The following is an 18428-nucleotide window of genomic DNA, read 5'->3' as shown; positions in this document are numbered from 1 at the left end:
GATGTATCAGCCCCTTCCTGCGCTTCTATTAAGACCTTAGCCCCAAGATGGCAGGTAGGGATGGAGACTCCCGAAATTTGGACTAGTTCGTGATCTCCGGCGTGTCCACGACGTTCGTGCCCGCGATCGCGTCGCGCGCTGCGCGCCGAAGCTTCTTGTCGGACACCAGCCGCTCCCCCACGGCCCCGGGCGTCCAGGCGTTGACGTCCTCATCATTGAACTCGGTCTTGGAGGGACGGCGCTTCACCGAGATGCCTGTGACGCCGTCGGCCAGCCGGCGGGTAACCAGCAGGAATCCGGTGTGGGCCACCATCCGGTGATCCGGGCGGACGGCGAGGCCCTCAAGGTGCCAGCCGCGCACCATCGATTCCCAGGCGTCAGGTTCAGTGAACCGGCCGTCGGCGCGGATGGCCTCGGCTGTCCGCGAGAGCTGGGTGACGGTGGCGACATAGTTGATCCACACGCCGCCCGGTGCCAGGACCGTGGCCACGGCGTCCAGGCACTCCCAAGGCGCGAGCATGTCCAGGACCACGCGGTCCACCGAGCCGGGCTCCTCGGTCCGGACAACTTCCTCCTGGAAGTCGCCCAGGGTGATCTGCCACGCAGGGTGGGGACCGCCGAAGATGGTTTCCACGTTTCCACGGGCGATGTCCGCGAATTCTTCACGCCGTTCGAACGAGTGCAGGTAGCCGTTGTCTCCGACCGCCCTGAGCAGCGAGATGGACAGGGCGCCCGAGCCTACTCCCGCTTCAACCACGCGCGCACCCGGAAAGATGTCCGCCATGGTGACGATCTGGCCGGCGTCCTTGGGATACACAACGGCAGCGCCGCGGGGCATGGAGAGGACGAAATCAGAGAGCAGCGGGCGCAGGGTCTGGTACTGCTGGCCAACGTTGTTGACCACCACCGAACCGTCCACCTTGCCGATGATCTCATCGTGGTTCAGGAAGCCACGGTGGGTGTGGAACGCGCCGCCGCTTTCAAGGGTGATCGTGTTCATGCGGCCCCGCTCGTCAGTCAGCTGGACACGTTCGCCTTCCCGGAAAGGACCCCGGCGACGGGCAGCTCCCACCGGCTGCGAGCCTCCGGCGGCAACACCGGATTGGGCTGCTGCGGCGGCTTCGTTGACGGCAGTTTCGCTGCTCATGATTTTCCTCGCTCCTGTAAAACTGTTGTGCCCCGCGAAAACGCCCCTGAGGACATTGTGGCTTCTGCGGCGGCAATGCACGACCGGCAGGTAACTCTACCGGTTCCTGCCCTGCGGGCGCCCATCCGTCCGCGGGCGCCTGCCAGTAATGGCGGACAGCACGGCTTCCTGAGAGAGCAGCCCGGTCACCTTGCCGTTGTGGTCCACGACGGCGTAGTCCCGGCCTTCCAGCTGGGACAGGAAGTGCAGGAGCTCCTGCCCTTTCGACCATTCGGGCACGTACGCCCCGGCGGCAAGGGCGCGGGACACGGCCGCAAGAGGAGTTGTTTGGGCAGCGACGGCCGGAACGGACTGCAGGGCGGCCGGATCCACTACGCCCTGTGGGCGTCCGTCTGCTGCGCAGACCACTACCGACGTGGACGACGGGGCCCCCATGCGGAGGGCGTCCTGGACTGACGCCGTGGCTGGCAGCCCGACGGCCGGCGTCGACAATGCCGCCGCACTGACCAGGTGCAGCCGTCCCCGGAGGGTTCCCTGCTGGATGGCAGCGGAGGCCCCCATCCACAGGAAACCGCCCACCAGGACGGTAATCATCAGCAGGCTGAACTCGGGCGAATCGCCGGCAAGCAGCGGCCGGAGGATGAACCAGTAGCCGAGTACGATCACGATCAGGCGGCCGCCCCACCCTGCCGCCACCGTGCCCTTGGCCTGGCTGCCGGTGGCCTTCCAAACGACCGATTCCACCAGTCGGCCGCCGTCCAGGGGCAGCCCGGGCAGGACGTTAAAGACGCCAATGAGGAAATTGGCCCACATAAAGATGTTGGTGAGGATCTCGGCGACACTGCCCAGGGCGGCACCATTGAGCATCAGCCAGGCGCCGGCGGCCAGGACAAAGTTCGCAGCGGGCCCGGCCAGGGCCACCAGCACGGACCGTCCGGGGGTGGCCGTAAAGCTGTCGAACTGCGTGTGTCCGCCCCACAGGTTGAGCACAATCTTCTGTGTGGGCCAGCCGTAGATTTTGGCCGTCAGGGCATGGGCCAGTTCGTGGACCAGGACCGAGATGAGCAGCAGCACAGCATAGGCGAACGCGACGATGTACGCGCTGGCGCCGAGCGCTCGGTTGCTTTGGTCAAGTACCGGTCCATAAACAATTACCGTGAACGCGGCGATGACGAACCAGGAGTATGCCAGGACAACTGGAACTCCGGCAATCCGTCCCAGCGGTATGCCCTCACGGCGGGCCGGGGCGGCCGTCTCAGTCATGGGCAGTCCCCGGGGCCCCGGCGCTTTCGAACGTAAGGGATTCGTACGAGCCGGACCCGTACTGCGTGGATTCGTACCCGATGGCCTCGTACCCGCCGGACTCGTCCGAGAGGGAGCGGGCGAGGACCACATCTTCAAGGTCAGCCAGCGAACGGCCTGCGAGGGTCTCCCACAGGATGTACCGTTCGTCCTCAGGCAGCGGGACGATGTGTGGAATGGCAACGGTGGCAACCCCGGACGCGACAGCGGCCGCCACTCCCGGCGTTGAATCTTCGAGTGCAACACAGTGCTCCAGGAAAAGGTCCGGATCGGTCTCCTGCAGCAGCTCGACGGCGGTCAGGTAGGCCTCCGGGTGCGGCTTTCCCTGCGTCACGGTATCCCCGGTCACCACCACCTCGAAGTACGGCCGGGGAAGGCTGGCCACCACTTCCCGGGCGAGGGGCCCCTCGGACATGGTGACAAGCGCACACCTCACGCCTGCCTGGTGCAGGTCTTCCAGCAGTTCCCGGGCGCCAGGGCGCCAGGGCACCTGCTGCCGGACGCTGGCCACCACTTCGGCTGTGAGGGTATCGATAATTTGCCGTATGCCAAGATCGACGCCGGCCTGCTGGAGGAGCCCGGCGGAGAACGTCAGCGACTGGCCCACGAGCTGCATGGCCTGTTCATGGGACCAGGTTCCGCCATGGGCTTCAACCAGCGCGTGTTCGGCCGCGATCCAGTAGGGCTCGGTGTCCACTATGGTGCCGTCCATGTCCCAAAGGACGGCTTTGAGCGGGGAAGGTGTGGCTGGCTGTCGCATTCACCCAGTCTACGGGGACAGCCTGGACGGGGACTGTGGCTACGCCCTCGGCGAATGCGGCGCTGTTTACTGCCTTTTTCGGCGCTTCATTCAATGCATCACCCCGCTTCTTGGACGTAGGGTGAAGAAATGAATAGCTTCGAGGGAGACACCACCGAACCGGGGGCAGGACCTGCCCGCGAACGGTTCCTGCAGCCTGTGCCTGACGGGCAGCGCGTGACAGTGATGCTTGCCGCCTTTGAAGGCTGGAATGACGCCGGCGAGGCCGCAAGCGACTCGCTGCGGTATCTCAACAAGCTTTGGGGCGGCAAGAAGGTGGCGTCCATTGACGCGGACGAGTACTACGATTTCCAGTTCACGCGCCCCACGATTCGCCGGAACGCTGCCGGCGAACGCAAGATCAAGTGGCCCTCCACGCGCATCTACAAGGCCAGCGCACCCAATTCGAACGTGGACGTCATCTTTGTCCAGGGCACTGAGCCGTCCTATAAATGGCGGGCGTACACCGCCGAACTCCTGGTCCATGCCGAAGCCCTGAACGTTGACTACGTCATCCTGGTGGGCGCACTGCTGGCGGATGTCCCCCACAGCCGGCCCATTCCCGTGAGTACTTCCTCGGACGACGGGCCGCTGCGGGAACGCATGAACCTGGAAGCGTCACAGTATGAGGGGCCGGTGGGAATCGTGGGGGTTCTCTCCGAGGTTTCGCTGCTGGCTGGCATCCCCACGGTCTCGCTGTGGGCCGCGGTTCCGCACTACGTTGCGCAGGCGCCTTCGCCGAAAGCACAGCTGGCACTCCTCCACCGCATCGAGGAGCTGCTCCAGGTGCCGCTGGACACGCACGAGCTGGCGGAAGAGGCCGACGCCTGGGAGCGCGGCGTGGACGAACTGGCCACCGAGGATCCCGAAATCGCGGCGTACGTCCGGCAGCTTGAGGAGGCAAAGGACACCGCCGATCTTCCGGAAGCAACCGGGGAGTCCATTGCCCGCGAGTTCGAGCGGTACCTCAAACGCCGGGGCCAGGACCGGCCCTGACCGGGCCTGACCGGACCGCCCGTTCCGTCAGAGGCGGATACCGAGGAGGGCGTCGACGGCGTCCCGCACCAACACCTGGTCCTCGCGGCTGGCGGGGGTTCCGGCCGAGTTCGCCTGTCCTGCCCAGCGGGTGACGGCCGCAACCGCCGCGGGGGCGTTGAGGTCGGCAGCCAGGGCCGCGCGCATTTCCGCGATGAGGGCGGAAGCCGAGCCGGCGGGAGCATGGTCCAGCGCCTGGCGCCAGGCCGCCAGGTCTGCCTTTGCGGCCTCGAATCCTTCGTCAGTCCATGACCAGTCCGAACGGTAGTGGTGGGCGAGGATGGCCAGGCGGACGGCCGCCGGGTCTTCCCCCGCCGCACGCAGCTTCGACACCAGCACCAGGTTGCCCTTGGACTTGCTCATCTTCTCGCCGTCCAGCCCCACCATGCCGGCGTGGGCATAATGTTTTGCCAGCGGGACGCCGGCCAGCGAATAGGCGTGGCCCGCTCCCATCTCATGGTGCGGGAAGATCAGGTCGGACCCTCCGCCCTGCACAGTGAAGGGCGAGGGCAGGTACTTCTGGGCAATCACCGTGCACTCGATGTGCCACCCGGGCCGGCCTGCTCCGAGGCTGCCGCCCGGCCAGCTCGGCTCGCCCTCACGCGCCACCCGCCACAGCAGCGGGTCCAATGCCTGCCGCTTGCCGGACCGGCCGGGATCGCCGCCGCGTTCGGCGAAGAGTTCCAGCATTTCGCTTTCGGCCAGTCCGGAGACGGAACCGAGGGTCCAGGCGTCCGGTGACACTGACTGCTTGCCGGCCGCTTCGACGTCGTAATAAATGTCGCCGTCAGGCTCACCGTTGCTGCCCTGCACCTTGTAAGCCAGCCCGAGGCTGACGAGGCGTTCCACCTCTGGAACGATCAAAGGGATGGATTCGACGGCGCCGACGTAGTGATCCGGTGCGAGGACGTTCAGTGCCTCCATATCCGTCTGGAAGAGCTCAATCTGGCTTGCCGCCAGGTCCTGCCAGTCCACCCCGGTTGCCGTGGCGCGTTCCAGCAAGGGATCATCCACGTCCGTGACGTTCTGGACGTACGACACCTCATGGCCGGCGTCCCGCCAGGCCCGGTTCAGGAGGTCGAACGCGACATAGCTGGCGGCGTGACCCATATGCGTGGCGTCGTACGGAGTGATGCCGCAGACGTACATGGACGGCCGGCCGTCCAATTCCAGGGCTACCTCGCGTCGTAAGGCGGTATCGAACAACCGGATGGCGGGCATGCTGCCGGGCACGTCAGGAACAGGGCGGGAGATCCAGGATTTCACACGCCAAGCCTAGTGCTAGGCGCTGATGACATTGAAACCGAGAAGCAGGTACAGCGCGAGGCCCAGGAAGATCCGGTACCAGACGAAGAGGCGGTAGCTGCGGGTGGAGACGAATTTCAGGAACCAGCCGATGATGATGTAGCCCACCACCAGGGCGATGACGGTGGCAAGGGCGGTCTCCGGCAGGCCGTAGGGGCCGGTGATGCCTTCCTTGGACACCGTCTTGTACAGCTGGAAAAGCCCACTGCCAAAAACGGCGGGAATTGCCAGCAGGAAGGAGTAGCGTGCGGCCGCTTCACGCGTGTAGCCCATCAGGAGGCCGGCGGTGATGGTGCCGCCGGACCGGGACACGCCGGGGATCAGTGCCATGGCCTGGGCAAAGCCGTAGAGGATGCCGTGCTTGTATGTGAGGCAGGTCAGGTCACGTTCCTGCTTGCCCACCGCGTCAGCTACGGCGAGGAGCAGGCCGAACACGATCAGCATGGTGGCGACGATCCACATGCTGCGGAGCACTGACTCGATCTGGTCCTGGAACAGCAGGCCCAGAACAATTATTGGGAGGCTGCCCAGGATAACAAGCCAGCCCATCCGGGCGTCGGGGTCCTGCCTGGATACCCTTCCGGCGAGTGAGCCGGCCCATGCCTTCACGATCCGGACGATGTCGCGCCGGAAATAGATGAGCACCGCAGTCTCGGTTCCCAGTTGGGTAATCGCGGTGAAAGCTGCGCCGGGGTCCGCCGCATTGGGCAGGAACTGCCCCACAATCCTCAGGTGCGCGCTTGATGAAATAGGTAGAAATTCGGTCAATCCCTGCACAAGGCCCAGCAGGGCCGCCTCAAACCAGTTCACGCTAAGACCCTACGGCATGGCAATAGTGGTTCTGCCCGTAAGCTTGCTGCTATGCAGCAGCGTTACGTCGGCAACAGTGGATTGCGAGTTTCCGCCCTTTCCCTTGGCACCATGACCTGGGCCGGCGAGACGGACGAACAGGACGCTTCGGAGTTGCTGCGCACCTTCCTTAACGCGGGCGGCCGGCATGTTGACACGGCGGCGTCGTACACGGACGGGCGCTCCGAGGCGATGATCGGTTCCCTACTGGGCGACGTGGTGGCCCGGACGGAGATTTCCATCTCCACGAAAGCGGGAATGACGACGCCGGATGGCCGCCGCAGCGTGGACACCTCCCGTAATGCAATGCTCAGCGGCCTTGAGGCGAGCCTTGCCAGGCTCGGCACCGACTATGTGGACATCTGGTTCGCGCAGGCCTGGGATGGCAACGTGCCTTTAGACGAAACGCTGTCCGCCTTGGATTTTGCGGTGCGGACGGGACGGGCCCGCTACGCCGGTATTTCGAACTTCACCGGGTGGCAGGCGGCGAAGGCTGCGGCCATCGCAGGGTTTCCGCTGGTTGCCGCCCAGGCTGAATATTCATTTCTGCAGCGAAAGCCGGAGGCGGAGCTTATCCCGGCGGTTGAGGATGCCGGGTTGGGACTAATGGCGTGGGCGCCGCTGGGGCGTGGCGTGCTGACAGGGAAGTACCGCGGCAGCATCCCTTCCGGTTCCCGCGGTGCTTCCGCGGCGGGAGCCGGTTACGTTGAGCCGTACCTTGACGGCCAAGCATCCAGGACGGTTGAGGCCGTGTGCATGGCAGCGAAAGGACTGGGTCGGACGCCGCAGGATGTGTCCCTGAGCTGGCTGTTATCGCAGCATGGTGTATCCAGCGCGATTGTGGGGCCCCGCACGCCTGCGCAGCTCAAAGAAATCCTGGACGCCCAGCTGACACCCCTGCCGCCTGAGATTGCGTGCGCCCTGGAGGACGCTTCAGCAGCCCGCTAGGGGCTTTGGCTGCTCACAGGTCCTCTGGCGCGCCTTGTTGTCAGAGGTTTCGGTCCTCGACTATTTCCAGGTCCTCGTCGTCCACGTCGGTGTCTTCATCCCCGTCGTCCTCGTCATCAAAGACCTGGAGCGGCGTGACCTCGTTGTAGGCCTCGTACAGGGCGTCCTCATAGACTTCAAAGGCATCGGCAACTGAGAAAAACGCCGCCTCCACGGAGGGGTCCCCATCTCCGCGGCGGTTCGATGCTGCTATAAGGTGTTCTTCCAAAGCGGTGGTCAAGGACTGAAGCGCGACACGCGGATCGATGCTCATGACTTCACGTTAGCCGGAAAAGGACGAAAATGGAGAGCAAATGAAGGAACAATTTCTCACCAGCTCGGTCCAGCGGGAACGGGACTATGCGAAGCAGTACGAGTACCTCGTACTGACGGTGAGCCCTGTTGATTCACTGCACGAGGCAAGGCGCCGCCTGGTGGAGCACTCCGAATACGGCAAGTGGGAGCTGGAGCGCAGCAAGCTGTACATGGGCGGAGGCAGGAGGTTCTGGCTGCGCCGCCGGGTCTTGCAGGTCCAGCGGACCGTATAGTCAAAGTGTCCAGCGGACGGTCTGCCTTTACTCTTCGAGCGGCCCCAGCCAGGCGTTGGCCACCGTGTTGTGGGCCGACTCGTCGTCGGACGGGTGGAACATGCCCGCCAGCACGTCCCGGTAGAGCCGTTCGAGTTCAGAGCCCCGGAAGTAGCTTGATCCGCCGCTGACCCGGATGGCCAGGTCCACAACGCGCCGTGCCGTTTCCGTGGCATTGACCTTCAGGCCCACGAGCTTCGGGAACCACTGCGGGCCATGGTCTGCGAGGCTGTCGACGTCGCCCGTTACGGATGCCAGCTGCGGGTACAGGTTGTCCATGGCCATGGCTGCTTCCGCGACCTTCCACCGGATGTCCGGGTCCTGCGCGTAGCTGCGCCCGCCGTTCTTGAACGAGGTGCGCCGTTTGACGGCCTCAACCCCTACGGCCAGCGCCCGCTCCCCCAACCCGGTGTAGACGGCGGCCAACAGTGTCTCGAAGCACGCGAAGATGGCGAAGATCAGCGGGTCCCGGCTGGGCCCTACCGGGAGCTTGCGGAAGATCCGGTTTCCCGGGACTGCAACACCCTCCAGGACAGTGGTACTGGATTGGCTGGCGCGCATTCCCAGCGTGTCCCAGTCGTCAAGGATCCGGTAGCCCGGCGTTTCCCGTGTGATGAAACCGTGGACGAGTTCGCCGTCGCCATCCCTGCCGGAAGCGTCTTTTCCGAAGATGCCCAGCCTGCTCCATGCCGGCGACAGGCTGGTGAAGATCTTGGTTCCGGTGAAGGTGTAGCCGCCGCCGGGCTGAGGCTGCGCCATGGTGCGGGAGTCGAAGAGGACCGAATCATTGCCGCCTTCGGAGTTGCCGAAGGCGAAGATTTCTCCTTCGGCAGCTTCCCTGAGGACAAAGTCCAGCGAAGCGTCCCCGCGCGCGCCGAGAACCTGGGCGACGCCGGTCCACACCAGGTGCATGTTCACCGCCAGTGCAGTGGCGGGGGCAGCCGTTGCCAGCCTGCGCTGGCACTGCGCCGCCGCCGCGAGGCCAAGTCCCTTTCCGCCGTCGTCCACGGGGACAAAAAGCTTGAGGTAACCGGCCTCAACAAGCTCCTCCAGGTCCTCGTGGAAGAACGCGTTGTCCCTGTCGTATCCGGCGGCCCGGCCCCGGATCCGTTCCAGCAACTCGTCCGGCAGGATGTCCTCCGGGCTCATGGCCGCCTGCTCAGTAATTGGTGAGCAGGGTGTTGAGCACCCGGGCGCCGAACTTGAGCGAGTCCGCGGGTACGCGCTCGTCCACGCCGTGGAACATGCCGGTGAAGTCCAGCTCGTCCGGCAGCATCAGCGGTGCGAAGCCGTAGCCGGTGATGCCGAGCCGGCTGAGGGACTTGTTGTCCGTGCCGCCGGAGAGCGTGTACGGCAGCACCTTGGCGCCGGGGTCCTCCCTGTGCAGGGCATCGATCATGGAGTCCACCAGGTTGCCGGCGAAGGGGACCTCCAGGGAAACGTCGTTATGGACATAGCTGACATCCACTCCGGTTCCTGCCAGCTCCCGAACTATTTCGAGGACGTGCTCCTGCTGGCCGGGCAAGGTGCGGCAATCAATGAGGGCTTCGGCTGACTCGGGGATGACGTTGTGCTTGTAGCCGCCCTTGAGCAGTGTGGGGTTGGTGGTGTTCTGCAGGGTGGCACCGACGAAACGCGCCACCGTTCCCAGCTGGTTCAGCAGGAGGTCCGGATTGTCGGCGTCGAACTCCACGCCCGTGAGTTCCGTCACGCCGTCCAGGAACTGCCTGGTGGTGGGTGTCAGTTCGATGGGCCACTTGTATTCGCCAATGCGGGTTACCGCTGCCGCGAGGCGGGTCACCGCGTTGTCGGTGCTGATCTGGGATCCGTGGCCTGCCCTGCCGTGTGCTACCAGGCGCAGCCAGGAAATTCCTTTTTCCGCTGTTTGGAGCAGGTAGGTCCGCTGCCCGCCAATGGTTGCCGAGAAGCCGCCCACCTCGGAGATGGCTTCCGTGGCGCCCTCGAAGAGTTCGGGGCGCTTGTCGACCGCGTAGCGGGCTCCCAGGACACCGCCGGCTTCCTCGTCAGCGAAGAAGGCGAAGATGATGTCACGCTTGGGCTTTTGGCCTGTCCGGGCGAAGCTGCGCAGGACGGCAAGGATCATGGCGTCCATGTCCTTCATGTCGACGGCGCCGCGGCCCCAGATGAGCCCGTCCTTCAGTTCGGCGCCGAATGGGTCCACCGACCACTGGTCCCGCAGCGCGGGAACAACGTCGAGGTGGCCGTGGACCACCAGCGCACTGGCCGAAGGATCCTCGCCGGCCATCCGGGTGACCACGTTTGCCCGGCCGGGGGCTGACTCGAAGATCTCGGCTTCCATGCCAACTTCCTCGATGAGCCCGGCTGCATACTCAGCCGCTGCCCTCTCCCCCGGCCCTGACCCGTCACCGTAGTTTGAGGTGTCGATCCGGATGAGCTCCTGGCAGATACGGACAACTTCATCCTCGGGCAGGACATCAGGCATGTGGAAGCTCCTTACTGGGGAATGACGGGTTGGCACAGCGCCGATTCGCTGCCCTCAGCCTACCCATTTGGCCCGATTCGATGTTTCGGGAAAAGTCGTGTTAGAGTTTTTCTCGCTGCTTCGGAGAAACGCGAAACGCTGGAAGGCGGAAACGTTCCCGAAACTCCACCTGCGCGGGTGGCGGAATGGCAGACGCGCTAGCTTGAGGTGCTAGTCCTCGAAAGGGGGTGGGGGTTCAAGTCCCCCTCCGCGCACAAAGAAGACCCCGGGAAACCGGGGTTTTTTTGTGTCTCCACCCACGCGAAGGCTGGTTTCACCCACGCGCGTCTGCTGAAATGCGACACCTGCAAGGGGGATCGCCGCATAGTGTTTTTGTGGCATACATAGAAGCAAGAAAAAGAAAAGACGGTTCCGTTACGCACTATGTGCGGTGGATTGACCCGGACACCAAGGCGACAGTTACCCAGAAGATGGATTCGGAGGTGAGCGCCAAGTTCCTGCTGACCGTCCTCAAGGCACACGGCAACAATGTTGATGCCGCGCTGGCGAACGCAATCGACCACTTCAGCGGCGTCTACACGGTAACGCGAATGATTGAGGATCACATCGGCCTCCTGACGAGTGCAAACGGGTACACGATCAGACGCTACAAGGGCAATCTGAAATGCCACATAGCGGCGACGCTCGGTCAGAGGGACGCCGCCGAAGTGGAGTACAGGGACATTGTGGCCTGGATCAAGTCAATGCAGGCGAAGGAACTGTCATCGAAGACGATCGCCAACGTTCATGGACTCCTCTCGTCAGCTTTCAACTCAATGGTCAGAGACAAGCGGCGGCCCGATAATCCCTGCAAGGGAGTGTCATTGCCGAAGAGTGCTGAGGAAAAGGCAACGTTCCTGACGCCAACAGAATGGGCTGCCATCGAAGTGGAACTTGTCGAGCCCTATAGATCCTTCTTCACATTCCTGATACATACTGTGTAGATTGCTCACCTCCGAGGGCTTTTCCTGCACAGAATGTACAACGACTGGACTAATCTTTTAATCTTTGATGTGTCGGGAGTGGTGATGGGTGAGCCAGAGCCGGGCCAGGTGCCAGATCATGTTGCACCGGGCCCGGCTTTTCACTGACCGGGGGCAGACAACCAAAAAGCCGGACGTGTAGAGGCCAATCTGCCACGTCCGGCTTTCGTTGTGTGAACCACACACGGGAACATGCGTAGTTATCCGGGGCTTATCCTTCAGAGGCCTTCAGGGCCTCATCCAGGATGGCCTGGTCGTACTCCATCCCGGCCTGCTTCTTCAAGCTCTCAGCCTGGTACGGGTACATGGTCTGCGAATGATCCCGCAGGTAGCGGCGGGCGACATCAGCCTCCGTCTCGTGTTCGACGGCTCCAGCAACGAGGGGCCTCACGAGGTTCTCAGCCTCCGAGCCAGGCAGTTCCAGGTTCAGAACAAACCCGCCCGGGCCCTCAATGCAAAGCTGGACCGCGCCGCGGTGGCCACTGATGCAACACCGGCGTCCCTGTCCTCGCCCAGTCCCCGCACGATGACGGTGAAACCGTCCTGGGCTTTGGCGATGCCGTTTTCGAGGAGGGTGCGCCTCATCGGACCAGTCCCTCAAGGGCGTCGGGGACCTCGAAGCCGGCGAGGATCTCCTCCTCGGTCTCCTCCGCAGTGATCACCTTGGCGTTCATCTGCGTCAGGATCGAGGGCAGGGCACTCCAGATCACGGGGAAGAAGACGTGCCGCAGTCGGATCAGTTCCTCGGGCGACTGTTTCTCAAAGGCGGCAGCGCCGGTCAGTTTCCGGTCATCCAGGTAGTTGGAGATGGCTTCGTCGACGATTGTCCGCATATCCAGTTTTTTACGGTTCTTCATACCCGCAATGTGTACGGCGATACCGAGCCCGCTGCCCGTTGAATTTCACCTCGGGCAGCTTACTGTGCCAGCCCAGATTAAGCCGACGAAATTCCTCTTGTAGGCAGCAAGATGCCAGGAGTACGGTGACCCTATCCGCGCTCATTCGCCAGCTACAAGTACTTCAAGACGGCGCCGCGCACCACCATTTGGGGGCTTTCCATGCGCTGTCAGGAAAGGGATTCGACATGCAGCGACTCAACCCAGGGCAATCGCTTAACCCAGGCCAAAAGCTCGATTCCGATATAGAGCCGTTCTCACTAGTAATGCAGGATGACGGAAACCCGGTGGTCTATCGAAGCGACGTATGGAGCCCCATGTGGGCGACGGGCACAGACGGTCATCCAGGCGCCGTCGTAAATATGCAAGACGACGGCAACTTAGTGATCTACGACGTGGGTGGCATTGCTCTGTGGCATTCACAAACCGACGGGAACTACGGGGCATACGCTGTCCTGCTGGATGATGGCGAGCTTGTGGTCTATTCAGATACCGCGGAGCCGCTATGGGGAACGGGCGTCACCTGGGTAAATCCCCTCCTCAGCTCCCCAAGCACGGTTTCCTGGGGCCAGGGACGTCAAGACGTGTTCCAGCAAAGCGCGGACCGTTCATTGGCCCACCAGTGGTACGACGGAACGACCTGGTCAGAATGGGAGTCGTTGGACGGCGTTCTCGTGGGAAGGCGCCCGGTCGTATCCATGCGACCGGGTCACCTTGATGTTTTCATAAGGGGGACTGACCATGCGCTTTGGCATCGGTGGTACGAAAATGGGTGGAGCGGCTGGGAGTCCTTGGGCGGTTCAATACAAAGCGACCCAAGCGCGGTTTCATGGGCCAATGATCGCATGGACGTCTTTGCCCTCTCGGGCGACCGACTGTCGCACCTCGCATTTGATGGTGGCTGGCAGGGTTGGGACGATTTGGGAGGGTCCTTGAGCTCTGCACCCTGCGCCATCACTCAAGGCGGCGGGCACCTACAGGTATTCGCAAAAGGAACCGACAGGGCTTGTTGAGTTTTGCGATTCGACTGGCGACATTGGGGGTGGGAGCCTTGGGAGAGCCTAGGGGGAACACTCTCTTCTGTTCTTTTTGCAGGATGGAATTTAGACCAAAGCAATGAAGCGATTTTACACGTCTATGGCCTAGGTTTTGACGGGGTCATAAGCAGATGTTCAGCAAATGAGGGCGGCGGCGCATGGACTCCATGGGTCCCCGAGCTGAACCTCAACGATTACCCTCAAGCCGCGACAGCACCTCAATACAACTTCCCTCCGGGAATTATGGGAAACGTACGGTGCGATCGAATATTCGCAAAGTGTGTCGAGAAAAAACGTAAGCCGTTCAAGGTATGCGAAGCTGAGCAACTTAAATGCTACCTGGAGGATTACGGAGAGGAGGCGCTGGAATGGATAAGACGGACTCTAGCCCCTGTCACCAGCTGGATCGCAGCGAATGCAGGACTGATTATTGCGGCGATTGTCGTGGCAGCAGTGATTGTCGCCTTTGTTTGTCCACCAGTCGGAGTCCCTCTATTGACAGTGATATTGATTTAATATCGACGCACCGTGCTCGCCGGCGGCGATAGAGCGACGGACTCGAGTAGCCACGAGGCACGACATCGCAGCACGATGGTTCTGACAAAAATCAGCCGTGCAAGCCCCGCTCCTCTGCCTTGAGGGTCCAGCCGGTCCCGTCGGCCCTCACGATGAGCTGGTAGCGGCCCGGGGCGACAGCAATCTCGGTCTGACCTTGGGATGGGCGTTCATTGAGGATCAGTGTCTCGGCCGGGGCTGTGGTGCTGCCTTCCTTTTGCAGGTAGGCGTAGACCCCACCCGGGAAGTTGTAGGTCAGCCGCAGGCGGTCGCCGGTGATGTCCAGAACGGCCGGCTCAGCGGTGCCTGAAACCTCGGCGAGGGTGGCCCAGGTCGGAACCGGTACGGGCTTCGGGTTGAGGGCCTCGTCGATAGCGGTCGTTGCCGCTGTGACAGCTGGAGTGGCGGCGATTCCTCCGGCCGGGATCAGTCCAGCGAACAGGGCCGCGGTCAGGGACCAGGCGATGACGCGTTCCTTCTTCCCGCCTCGGTAGGGTTGGCCGTTCCTGCCCCGCGCGCGACCGGTGAGGATCGAGATGATGTCCGCGAACCACCAGATACCGAACCCTCCGATGGTGGCCAACTTCAGAACCCCGGACACGTACTTCCGTTCGTAGAAGCGGTCCGCTCCCAGGTAGCCGAGGAGCACCGACAGTACCAGGACCGGCCGGAAGTCCCGGCCTGCCGGAAGGAGGGGAGGGAAGGCCCCGTAGGATTCCAGCATGGCAACGTATTGGGTTCCCGCAGTCGGCAGGGGCGGCAACTCGGGAAGATGGTCCACGGGCTCATCGTTGACCAACGCCTCTGCGTGCAAGAGCCGCAGGTGTCCGTCGGACAGGTTCTCCGGCCCGACCGCTGGGTCCTCAGCCAGTGCCTCGTTCAGTGCGGCTTCCAGCTCAGCGGCCAGTGCGAGGCTGTCAGCGTCCGGGTGGGCGCAGGCGGCCGACTCCTCGTTCAAGGCATAATTCAGGGCGGCCTCGAGGTCCGCGGCCAGCGCCAGGCTCTCCGCATCCAGCCCAGTAGCACTGGCAATTGGTGTGGCGCCCGGAATGGTGAAGCTGGGTTCAACGTCAGGTGCCTGCGTCAGGGCAGGAGTGCCTGCCAGGGGCATAATGACGGGCCGCGCGACGTGTTCCTCCGGGGTGCGAGCCTGGCGAAGTGAACGCCGGGTCGGCCGGGCCTCGATGAGGCCCGTTCCGGGGGCGGGATGAAGGAAGTCAGCGTCAGTCTGGGTCCGGAGGGTGTTCCGGTCTCGTTTGAGCTGGAGGGCCAGACTTGGCTGGTGGGCGCTGAGCCGGTCCGCTGGTTCGAGCGCAGATCGTGGTGGGAGACCGACCTGCGAATGGGGCGTGGTGAATCCCTGCGCATCGACGCCGAGGTGTGGCAGCTTCAGGCCCGCCTCGGCAGGAACTCCGACAGTGACCTCACCACCTTCGAGGTCGTCCATGATGAAACCGGGAAATGGCTGGTCCGCGCCCAGAGTTGATGTCATACCTCCACATGTGTGCGGAGGCTGAAGTCCCTCTCCCCGGCGCCGAAGATGGGCAGCAGGACCGCCGCAGCCAGTGAACTTTCATGCATGCATGCAGGAATGCTGGTCAGCATGGTCCCGCATCGGCCGGATACGACGAGGCCCGCACCGCGCGCTGCGGTGCGGGCCTGGTCAGCAGGTCCCTACTGGAAACTGATCTGGTGCTTGAGGACGGAGGCGACGTAGTCCTTGGTGTCTTCGTACATGCCCCGGTTCATCACCGAGTACTGGCCCTGGTAATAGGAGGCAATAGCAATCTCCTTGGTCGGGCTGGTCTTTACCAGGGCCGCGATAATGGCGACGCCGGCGGTGATGTTGTCCTGGGCGTTGCGCAGGTCAAGCTGCCGGCCGACAAGCTGGGATGCCCACTCCCCTGATGTGGGCATGACCTGCATGGGCCGATCGCGCCCGCTGAGGAGGTGACGTTCTGGCGGAAGCCTGACTCCTGCATGGCGAATGCCAGGGCCAGGGACGGATCGACGCCCATGTGCCGAGCGGTGTCGGCGAGCATGGTCTTCAGCTCCGCCGAGGATGGGCTTGCCGCGGGAGCCGCTGCGGGTGCAGGCGCCTGCGCTGGAGCGGAGGGCGTGCCGGTTCCGAGCTTGATACTCTGACCCCGGTAGATGACCGTGTTGAGCGTCACGCCGTTGGCGGACAGCACCGAGGACAGGCTGACGCCGTGTGCGCTGGCGATCCTGGACATGGTGTCGCCAGCCTTGACATCGTACGTTGCGGCGGTAGCCGGGGTGATGCTGGTGACCGCCGGGGCAATCGGTGCAGGCGCCGGGGGTGCCGGTTGGGCGGGGGGCGCCGGCGGAGCCGCAAGCTTGATTGCCTGGCGGGGGTAGATGACCGAGCGCATCTGCAGGTTATTGGCCGCGAGGATATTGTCGAGGCTGACGCCCTGCCGTGCTGCGATCGCGCTGAGCGTGTCACCGGACTTGACGGTGTAAGTGGCTGCGGCAGAAGGAGCCGACGGGGACTGTGCTGGGGCTGGGGCGGGCTGAGACACAACGGGTGCCGCAGAGGTGGCCAGCTTGATCGTCTGGCCCGGGTAGATGATCGAACGCAGCTGCAGGTTGTTGGCCGCAAGAACCGAGCTGAGGCTGACGCCGTACTTACTCGCAATGGCGCTGAGCGTGTCTCCGGACCTGACGGTGTGGCTACTGGCCGGCGCTGCCGGGGTCGGCACCGCAGCGGGCTTGGCAGCCGGTGTTGTGGTGTCCGGGCCGACCTGGATCTTCTGGCCGGGGTAGATGATCGTGCCCATGTTCATGTTGTTGGCCGAAAAGACCGCAGCGAGGCTCACGCCGTGCCTGGCGGCGATACCGCTCAACGTGTCGCCGGAGCGGACGGTGTAGGTTCCCGACGAGGAGACCTCCATAGGGGCATGATAGGTCGCAGGCGCCACGGCATAGGCCGCCGAACCGCCGATCAAACTGGACAAGACGGCGGCGGACATGGCTCCGGCGGTGACGGCGACGCTCAGTCGACGGGCGGGATTACTCATGGAACTTCCTCAAAAGATGTCAGGACCGAACGTTCCTCATGGGACGCGCGGACCAAGGCAGCGAAAGACCACCGGCAGTCAGAACCGACGGCGGTCTGGGCAGTCGTCCGCCGCGGCTGCGGGTCAACTGAGAATATGTGTGCGGGCTGGCCGATTACCCTCATCGGCACGCTTTTCACCCCCGCGATTCACCCCGGGTAGCAGTACCCCCTTGCCTAACCTTCAACCGGAGGTTCATACTGCCGGGATGGACGAGTCAGAGCGTCGTTCAAGCGAAGAGAAAGCTAAGCGTGAGGCCGCCGAGGGCGCACGTCATGACAAATCCCACGTGCCAGCAGCTGCCGTTTTCGCTTTCTGCATCGGAACCCTCGGGACCGGACTCGTCGCCCTACTAGTGGCACAGGCCAAATCGTCTTGCTTCAGCGGTTTCTTCTCCCCTCCGCGGACCGACGCCTGGTGCGCTACCGTCAATGCGTTGGAAGCGAACGACGCAACGTACTGGATCATCGGAGCATTCCTGGGGGCCATCGGATACGGAGCCGTCTACCTCTATTACCACTTCGTGGACAATTGAGGCCGTTGACGGCCAACCCTGTGGGTCAGACTCCTGGCCGGCGGGTGATTCTGTCAGCCATGTAGCTCGCGTACAGCTCTCGGCCCGTGGGCAGGATGATCAGCTGGACGGCGACGATGAGGGCCGCCGAGATCCAGTAGGACGCCTGCACATTACCCTCAACGGCGCCGATCTTTTCGAGCCACGGCAGGATGATGCCGTCCAGAAGATGGGTCAGCGGGAAGTGCAGGATCAGCAGGACGCCGGACGCCAGGAACCGCAGCTGGTTGATGAAGATGCCGCCGTCGCGGATGCATCGGAACAGGGAGATGCCTGAGAGGACCACCATGCTCGCGCCCACGACCACGGTGACGATGGGGTAGATCAAAGGTCCTCCAGAGCTGGTGCGGTCATAAGAGAACATGCGCAGACCGGCCGTCGGCGCTCCACGCGAAGAGATCGGCTGCTGTCTCCGCACACATGAGGGCCATGGACTTGCCCTCAATCGCCACCGAATACACCCTCACCCCGACCGGGACCGACCTCGACACCCGGAACATCTCCTCGTTCTGCGTCCGGGTCCAGCGCCGCGGCCTGGATCAGTGGGCACTGCTCAGCCACGGCCAGATCTGGAACGGCACCGACTGGCAGTACGACTACCCGGCCCACGAGCAGGACAAGGACTTCAGCCGACTCTGCCTGCGGGACCTGAAGACCGCGGGTGGGTGCAAAACTGCCGGACACTGTTGTCGTTGTCGGAAAGACCTGGGCGCAATGGCAGGAGGGGAGGAACCCTGTGCCGGGGCTGGGCCAGCCACGTGAAAGGCCCACCGCTACCATCTTCGATCT

The 18428-nt window shown here is 63.5% G+C and carries 21 protein-coding genes and 1 tRNA gene; 7 read left to right on the top strand and 15 right to left on the bottom strand.

All coding sequences use genetic code 11. The annotated features are described in order from the left end of the window. Window positions 1-82 precede the first annotated feature (82 nt). The 3 genes from FBY31_RS03140 to FBY31_RS03130 all read right to left on the bottom strand — a co-directional run bounded on the left by FBY31_RS03140 (window position 83) and on the right by FBY31_RS03130 (window position 3161). Window positions 83-1147 (bottom strand): tRNA (adenine-N1)-methyltransferase, encoded by a 1065-nt coding sequence (locus tag FBY31_RS03140; protein ID WP_142036755.1) that lies wholly within the window; start codon window positions 1145-1147, stop codon window positions 83-85. 96 nt (window positions 1148-1243) lie between these two features. Beyond that, window positions 1244-2410 carry a site-2 protease family protein gene (locus tag FBY31_RS03135; protein WP_142036753.1) on the bottom strand — a complete coding sequence of 389 codons (1167 nt, stop codon included), beginning with the start codon at window positions 2408-2410 and terminating at the stop codon, window positions 1244-1246. After that, complete coding sequence (locus FBY31_RS03130; protein ID WP_442858205.1) at window positions 2403-3161, bottom strand: HAD family hydrolase; 759 nt, start codon at window positions 3159-3161, stop codon at window positions 2403-2405. The genes FBY31_RS03135 and FBY31_RS03130 overlap by 8 nt, the downstream gene beginning before the upstream one ends. A 177-nt stretch (window positions 3162-3338) precedes the next feature. Between FBY31_RS03130 and FBY31_RS03125 the strand changes: the two genes are divergently transcribed. After that, window positions 3339-4244, top strand: coding sequence for a PAC2 family protein (locus tag FBY31_RS03125; protein ID WP_142036748.1), 906 nt, complete (start codon window positions 3339-3341; stop codon window positions 4242-4244). 27 nt (window positions 4245-4271) lie between these two features. Here FBY31_RS03125 and mshC read toward each other — a convergent pair whose 3' ends face one another. Together mshC and FBY31_RS03115 are read right to left on the bottom strand one after the other, a co-directional pair. Then, window positions 4272-5549 carry a cysteine--1-D-myo-inosityl 2-amino-2-deoxy-alpha-D-glucopyranoside ligase gene (gene mshC / locus FBY31_RS03120; protein ID WP_142036745.1) on the bottom strand — a complete coding sequence of 426 codons (1278 nt, stop codon included), beginning with the start codon at window positions 5547-5549 and terminating at the stop codon, window positions 4272-4274. A gap of 15 nt (window positions 5550-5564) precedes the next feature. Next, complete coding sequence (locus FBY31_RS03115) at window positions 5565-6398, bottom strand: undecaprenyl-diphosphate phosphatase (protein ID WP_142036741.1); 834 nt, start codon at window positions 6396-6398, stop codon at window positions 5565-5567. A gap of 51 nt (window positions 6399-6449) precedes the next feature. On the opposite strand from FBY31_RS03115, the gene FBY31_RS03110 reads away from it, so the two are divergent. After that, window positions 6450-7385: an aldo/keto reductase gene (locus FBY31_RS03110; RefSeq protein WP_142036738.1), complete on the top strand. Its 936-nt coding sequence runs from the start codon at window positions 6450-6452 to the stop codon at window positions 7383-7385. Between the two features lie 40 nt (window positions 7386-7425). On the opposite strand, the gene FBY31_RS03105 is transcribed toward FBY31_RS03110, so the two are convergent. Next, entirely contained in the window at window positions 7426-7698 is a 273-nt protein-coding gene (locus FBY31_RS03105) for a hypothetical protein (protein WP_142036735.1), read from the bottom strand. A 40-nt stretch (window positions 7699-7738) separates the two neighbouring features. On the opposite strand from FBY31_RS03105, the gene FBY31_RS03100 reads away from it, so the two are divergent. Beyond that, complete coding sequence (locus tag FBY31_RS03100; RefSeq protein ID WP_142036732.1) at window positions 7739-7972, top strand: DUF5703 family protein; 234 nt, start codon at window positions 7739-7741, stop codon at window positions 7970-7972. 27 nt (window positions 7973-7999) lie between these two features. Here the strand turns inward: FBY31_RS03100 and FBY31_RS03095 are convergent, their stop codons facing one another. Continuing rightward, window positions 8000-9160, bottom strand: a complete 1161-nt coding sequence (locus tag FBY31_RS03095; protein ID WP_142036730.1) for an acyl-CoA dehydrogenase family protein — start codon at window positions 9158-9160, stop codon at window positions 8000-8002. Between the two features lie 10 nt (window positions 9161-9170). Next, window positions 9171-10475 (bottom strand): M20/M25/M40 family metallo-hydrolase, encoded by a 1305-nt coding sequence (locus FBY31_RS03090; protein ID WP_142036728.1) that lies wholly within the window; start codon window positions 10473-10475, stop codon window positions 9171-9173. A gap of 171 nt (window positions 10476-10646) precedes the next feature. On the opposite strand from FBY31_RS03090, the gene FBY31_RS03085 reads away from it, so the two are divergent. Both FBY31_RS03085 and FBY31_RS03080 read left to right on the top strand, forming a co-directional pair. Next, window positions 10647-10729: transfer RNA gene (locus tag FBY31_RS03085), tRNA-Leu, on the top strand. A gap of 120 nt (window positions 10730-10849) precedes the next feature. Then, window positions 10850-11458 (top strand): hypothetical protein, encoded by a 609-nt coding sequence (locus FBY31_RS03080; RefSeq protein ID WP_142036725.1) that lies wholly within the window; start codon window positions 10850-10852, stop codon window positions 11456-11458. Between the two features lie 250 nt (window positions 11459-11708). Here the strand turns inward: FBY31_RS03080 and FBY31_RS03075 are convergent, their stop codons facing one another. The 6 genes from FBY31_RS03075 to FBY31_RS03055 all read right to left on the bottom strand — a co-directional run bounded on the left by FBY31_RS03075 (window position 11709) and on the right by FBY31_RS03055 (window position 17026). Next, the gene (locus tag FBY31_RS03075; RefSeq protein ID WP_142036722.1) at window positions 11709-11888 is read right to left on the bottom strand and encodes a hypothetical protein; all 180 of its coding nucleotides are present in this window, start codon (window positions 11886-11888) and stop codon (window positions 11709-11711) included. Window positions 11889-11923: 35 nt separating this feature from the next. Continuing rightward, window positions 11924-12082, bottom strand: a complete 159-nt coding sequence (locus tag FBY31_RS22770) for a hypothetical protein (RefSeq protein WP_160142430.1) — start codon at window positions 12080-12082, stop codon at window positions 11924-11926. Then, window positions 12079-12354 (bottom strand): hypothetical protein, encoded by a 276-nt coding sequence (locus FBY31_RS03070; RefSeq protein ID WP_142036719.1) that lies wholly within the window; start codon window positions 12352-12354, stop codon window positions 12079-12081. Before FBY31_RS03070 ends, FBY31_RS22770 begins: the two co-directional genes overlap by 4 nt. A 1683-nt stretch (window positions 12355-14037) precedes the next feature. Further along, on the bottom strand, window positions 14038-15477 hold the full coding sequence (locus FBY31_RS23655; protein WP_142036713.1) for a TM2 domain-containing protein: 1440 nt from the start codon (window positions 15475-15477) through the stop codon (window positions 14038-14040). Window positions 15478-15659: 182 nt separating this feature from the next. After that, a complete protein-coding gene (locus tag FBY31_RS23210) occupies window positions 15660-15902 on the bottom strand; it encodes a hypothetical protein (protein ID WP_235012916.1) in 243 nt (80 codons plus the stop codon). Beyond that, window positions 15794-17026 carry a LysM peptidoglycan-binding domain-containing protein gene (locus FBY31_RS03055; protein ID WP_235012914.1) on the bottom strand — a complete coding sequence of 411 codons (1233 nt, stop codon included), beginning with the start codon at window positions 17024-17026 and terminating at the stop codon, window positions 15794-15796. Before FBY31_RS03055 ends, FBY31_RS23210 begins: the two co-directional genes overlap by 109 nt. Before the next feature lie 328 nt (window positions 17027-17354). Here FBY31_RS03055 and FBY31_RS03050 point away from each other — a divergent pair, with 328 nt between their 5' ends. Then, window positions 17355-17600: a hypothetical protein gene (locus FBY31_RS03050; protein ID WP_142036710.1), complete on the top strand. Its 246-nt coding sequence runs from the start codon at window positions 17355-17357 to the stop codon at window positions 17598-17600. 25 nt (window positions 17601-17625) lie between these two features. On the opposite strand, the gene FBY31_RS03045 is transcribed toward FBY31_RS03050, so the two are convergent. Then, a complete protein-coding gene (locus tag FBY31_RS03045) occupies window positions 17626-17967 on the bottom strand; it encodes a hypothetical protein (protein ID WP_142036707.1) in 342 nt (113 codons plus the stop codon). A gap of 101 nt (window positions 17968-18068) precedes the next feature. Here FBY31_RS03045 and FBY31_RS03040 point away from each other — a divergent pair, with 101 nt between their 5' ends. Further along, window positions 18069-18401 (top strand): hypothetical protein, encoded by a 333-nt coding sequence (locus FBY31_RS03040; protein WP_142036704.1) that lies wholly within the window; start codon window positions 18069-18071, stop codon window positions 18399-18401. Window positions 18402-18428: the final 27 nt, after the last annotated feature.

Source organism: Arthrobacter sp. SLBN-100 (genome assembly GCF_006715305.1).
Taxonomy (GTDB): Bacteria; Actinomycetota; Actinomycetes; order Actinomycetales; family Micrococcaceae; genus Arthrobacter.
Note: the sequence above shows the minus strand (reverse complement) of the source record. Positions and strands in the feature narration are given on the sequence as shown.